This window comes from Streptomyces sp. NPDC059567, assembly GCF_042735655.1.
In the GTDB taxonomy this organism is placed as follows: domain Bacteria; phylum Actinomycetota; class Actinomycetes; order Streptomycetales; family Streptomycetaceae; genus Streptomyces.
In genome coordinates, this window is sequence record NZ_JBHWBS010000194.1 from 1 (window position 1) to 4115 (window position 4115).

The following is a 4115-nucleotide window of genomic DNA, read 5'->3' on the forward strand; positions in this document are numbered from 1 at the left end:
CTCCTGGTCTCTGCGGCCTCTGACCTCGCGGCCCAGGAAGAGCGCGAACACCGGAGGCTGCTGCTGGAGCAGCTCGAGCCGTCCGCCGTCCGCCTCGGCGAGGTCCCGGGCGACGGCGAGTCCGATGCCGGTGGAGTTGCGGCCGCTGATGGTCCGCTCGAAGATCCGCGCGCCGAGATCGGCGGGGACGCCCGGGCCCTCGTCGGTGACCTCGATCACGGACTGGTTGCCGGTGACCCGGGTGCGCAGGGCGACGGTGCCGCCGCCGTGCATGAGCGAGTTCTCGATCAGCGCGGCGAGGACCTGGGCCACGGCCCCGGGGGTGCCGACCGCGCGCATCCCCTGCTTGCCCGAGTGGACGATGGCCCGCCCCGCGCTGCGGTAGGCGGGGCGCCACTCCTCGATCTGCTGCTTGACGACCTCGTCGAGGTCGAAGGCGATGGCGGAGCCCGTCCGGGGGTCGCGCGAATTGGTGAGCAGCCGCTCCACGACGTCGGTGAGCCGCTCCACCTGCGTGAGCGCGATCGTCGCCTCCTCCTTGACCGTGTCCAGGTCGTCCGCGACGGCGACCTCCTCCAGGCGCATGGAGAGCGCCGTGAGGGGCGTGCGGAGCTGGTGCGAGGCATCCGCGGCGAGCCGGCGCTCGGCGGTGAGCATCCGGGCGATCCGCTCGGCCGAGGCGTCCAGGACGTCGGCGACCCGGTCCAGCTCCGGCACCCCGTACCGCTTGTGGCGGGGGCGGGGGTCGCCGGAGCCGAGGCGTTCGGCGGTCTCGGCGAGGTCGGTGAGCGGGGACGTCAGCCGGTTGGCCTGTCGTACGGCGAGCAGGACGGCGGCGATGACGGCCAGCAGGGCCACGGCACCGATGATCAGGAGGGTGCGGCCCACCTCGGAGGTGATGGTGGAGCGGGACTCCTCGACGGTGACGGTCTCCCCGCGCTCGCCCTCGGCGCTGCCGCGGATGACGCTGCCCTCGGGGCGCTCGCCGATCTCGATGGCGGGGCGGCCGGGGATCTCGATCAGGGCGTACCGCTTGGCGCCGCTCTGCTCGGCGAGGATGTCCGGGTTGACGGGCTCCCCGCCGATGAGCCGGCTGTCGACGATGGAGACGAGGCGGACGGCCTCGGAGTCCACGCTCTCCTGGGCGCTGCTGGAGATGGTCCGCGTCTCGACGATGACGAGGGACACCCCGAAGACGGCGATGACGACGAGGACGACGGCGAGCGTGGAGTTGATCAGACGGCGACGCACAGTGTGCCCTCCGGGCGGGGTGACACGACGAATGCGTCGAGCCTACGGCGTGAGCGCGGGCGCACGGGCCCGCGCCGACGAGTCCTCCCCGGACGGCCCGGGGTACGGGCCCGTCGGAGCGAAGGCCCCCGCGGGGGCGCCGTCCCGCGAGCCCGCGGGCGGGCCGGGCGGGCTCGTTCCGGCGCCGACGGGCCTTCGGGGGCTAGCTCTTCTCGAAGCGGAAGCCGACGCCTCGGACGGTGGCGATGTAGCGAGGGTTCGCCGCGTCGTCGCCGAGCTTCTTGCGGAGCCAGGAGATGTGCATGTCGAGGGTCTTGGTCGACGACCACCACGTGGTGTCCCAGACCTCCCGCATCAGCTGGTCGCGGGTGACGACCCGGCCGGCGTCCCGGACGAGGACCCGGAGCAGGTCGAACTCCTTCGCCGTGAGCTGGAGCTCTTCGTCGCCCATCCAGGCGCGGTGCGACTCGACGTCGATCCGGACGCCGTGCGTCGCCGGGGCGACCGCCGGCTCCGTGGAGCCGCGCCGGAGCAGGGCCCGGACGCGGGCGAGGAGCTCGGCGAGGCGGAAGGGCTTGGTGACGTAGTCGTCGGCGCCCGCGTCGAGCCCGACGACGGTGTCGACCTCGTCGGCGCGGGCGGTGAGCACCAGGATCGGAACCGTGTGGCCCTCGGAGCGCAGCCGCCGGGCGACCTCCAGGCCGTCCATGCCGGGCAGCCCGAGGTCGAGCACGACGAGATCGACTCCGCCCTGGAGTCCGGCGTCGAGGGCGGTGGGGCCGTCCTCCCGCACCTCGACCTCGTATCCCTCTCTCCGCAGCGCACGGGCCAGCGGCTCCGAGATGGATGCGTCGTCCTCGGCGAGCAGTACACGGGTCATGGGGTGATGGTAGTCCGCACGGCGGACGCCCCGGGGCATGATCCACAGGGCCACGAGGGCTCCTGCGGATCAAGGTGGGTAACCTGCACATGACCTTCGAATGAGGGTTGTTGGTTCCTAGGTCACCTGTGATCCATCTCTCAAGTCCTTCCATATCCGGCACTGTCGTGTCGTATGGTGGCGAGGCATCAGTTGCGGTAATCGGGGACCTTTGGCTCGCTTCGTGCGACAGAGGTCCTCTTTCTGCGTGAGGTCGGCTCGGCCAACCTCGATGACGGTGAACGACCTGTGGGCCGGGTCCCGAGACGCGATGCGGCGTCAGGGGCGTGGATCCCGGTGGGGTGCGACCACTCCCACCGGTGCCGGCCTCCCCCACCGGGCGCACCACGCTCACAAGGCGCGCGTCCCGACAGAGCAAGGATCGACATGGCGTCCAGCCTGACGAAGGATTCCGCCGGAACCCCTGGTTCCGAAGAGAAGACCTTCTTCGGCCACCCCCGCGGCCTGGCCACTCTCTTCATGACCGAGATGTGGGAGCGCTTCTCCTGGTACGGAATGCGCGGCATCCTCGTCCTCTACCTGGTCGCGGGCGTGCTCGACGGCCCTCTGGAGGACCGTGAGGCGCTGGCCGCCTCCATCTACGGCGTGTACAACGCGGTCGTCTACATGGCCGCGATGCCCGGCGGCTGGGTGGCCGACCGACTCTGGGGCGCGCGCAAGGCCGTCCTCGTCGGCGGCATCGTCATCGCCCTGGGCCACTTCACCCTGGCGGTCCCCTCGGACACGGCGTTCTTCGTCGGCCTCGCGCTCATCGCAGCCGGTACGGGTCTGCTGAAGCCGAACATCTCGGCCATGGTCGGCGGCCTCTACGAGGGCCAGCCGAGCGCCCGCCGCGACGCCGGCTTCACGCTCTTCTACATGGCGATCAACATCGGCGGCATGGCCGCTCCGCTGGTCGTCGGCTACCTGGGCGAGAACGTCAACTGGCACCTCGGCTTCGCCGTCGCGGGTCTCGGCATGACGCTCGCCGTCGCGCAGTACGTCATCGGCTCCCGCCACCTCGGTGACGTGGGGAAGAACCCGGGCACCCCGGCGACGCCCGAGGAGAAGCGCAGCGCGCTGCGCAAGGTCCTGCTGTGGGGCGGACTGGCCGTCGGCGCCCTTCTGGTCGACATCGTGCTCGGCACGTACGACATCGAGCACATCGTGAACGTGCTCGCGGTCCTCGGCATCATCGTGCCGATCGTGTACTTCGTCACGATGTACCGGAACCCCGCCCTCGGAGCCGCGGACAAGCCCAAGATCAAGGCCTTCGCCTGGTTCTTCGCCACCGCCGTGCTGTTCTGGATGATCTACGACCAGTCGGGCTCACTGCTCACGCTCTTCGCGGACAACAAGACCGACCGTCTGATCGGCGGCTGGGAGTTCCCGGCGTCCTGGTACCAGTCGGTGAACCCGGCGATGGTCATCGTCCTGGCGCCGCTGTTCGCCGCGCTGTGGGTCAAGCTCGCCAAGCGCAACCGTGAGCCCAGCGCCCCGATGAAGTTCGCCCTGGCGATGCTCCTTATCGGTGGCTCGTTCGCCATCATGGGTCTCGCGGGTGCCGCCGCGGCCAACAGCGAGACCGGCAAGGTCACCGTTTTCTGGCTGCTGAGCGTCTACCTCGTCCAGACCATCGGCGAGATGTGCCTCTCGCCGGTCGGCCTGTCGCTGTCGACGAAGCTGGCCCCGAAGCAGTTCGTCGGCCAGATCATGGGCCTGTGGTTCCTGGCGACCGCGACGGGCAACGCCCTGAACGGCTGGACCACCAAGCTCAACGAGCCGCTGGGCGACGCCATGTACTACTCCCTGTGGGCGGTCATCGCGGTCGCCGCGGGCCTCGCGTTCATGACGGCGGGCAAGAAGATCCGCGCCCTCATGGGCGACGTGAGCTGACGCCCGTTCACCACGACAAGGGTCTGGCCCGGCACACGCTGTGTGTGCC

At 70.4% G+C, this 4115-nt stretch carries 3 protein-coding genes; 1 reads left to right on the forward strand and 2 read right to left on the reverse strand.

The genetic code is table 11. The features are described from left to right. A partial coding sequence (locus tag ACFVZW_RS36835; RefSeq protein ID WP_384530934.1) for an ATP-binding protein occupies positions 1–1251 on the reverse strand: 1251 nt, incomplete at its 3' end. Between the two features lie 202 nt (positions 1252–1453). Next, positions 1454–2131: a response regulator transcription factor gene (locus tag ACFVZW_RS36840; protein ID WP_260230159.1), complete on the reverse strand. Its 678-nt coding sequence runs from the start codon at positions 2129–2131 to the stop codon at positions 1454–1456. A 426-nt stretch (positions 2132–2557) separates the two neighbouring features. Between ACFVZW_RS36840 and ACFVZW_RS36845 the strand changes: the two genes are divergently transcribed. Next, positions 2558–4066: a peptide MFS transporter gene (locus ACFVZW_RS36845; protein WP_384530936.1), complete on the forward strand. Its 1509-nt coding sequence runs from the start codon at positions 2558–2560 to the stop codon at positions 4064–4066. Positions 4067–4115: the final 49 nt, after the last annotated feature.

Bases quoted from the DNA above. Each gene is read 5' to 3' on its own strand.
- ACFVZW_RS36845 (WP_384530936.1), top strand. From the start codon at position 2,558: ATGGCGTCCAGCCTGACGAAGGATTCCGCCGGAACCCCTGGTTCCGAA.
- ACFVZW_RS36840 (WP_260230159.1), bottom strand. From the start codon at position 2,131: ATGACCCGTGTACTGCTCGCCGAGGACGACGCATCCATCTCGGAGCCG.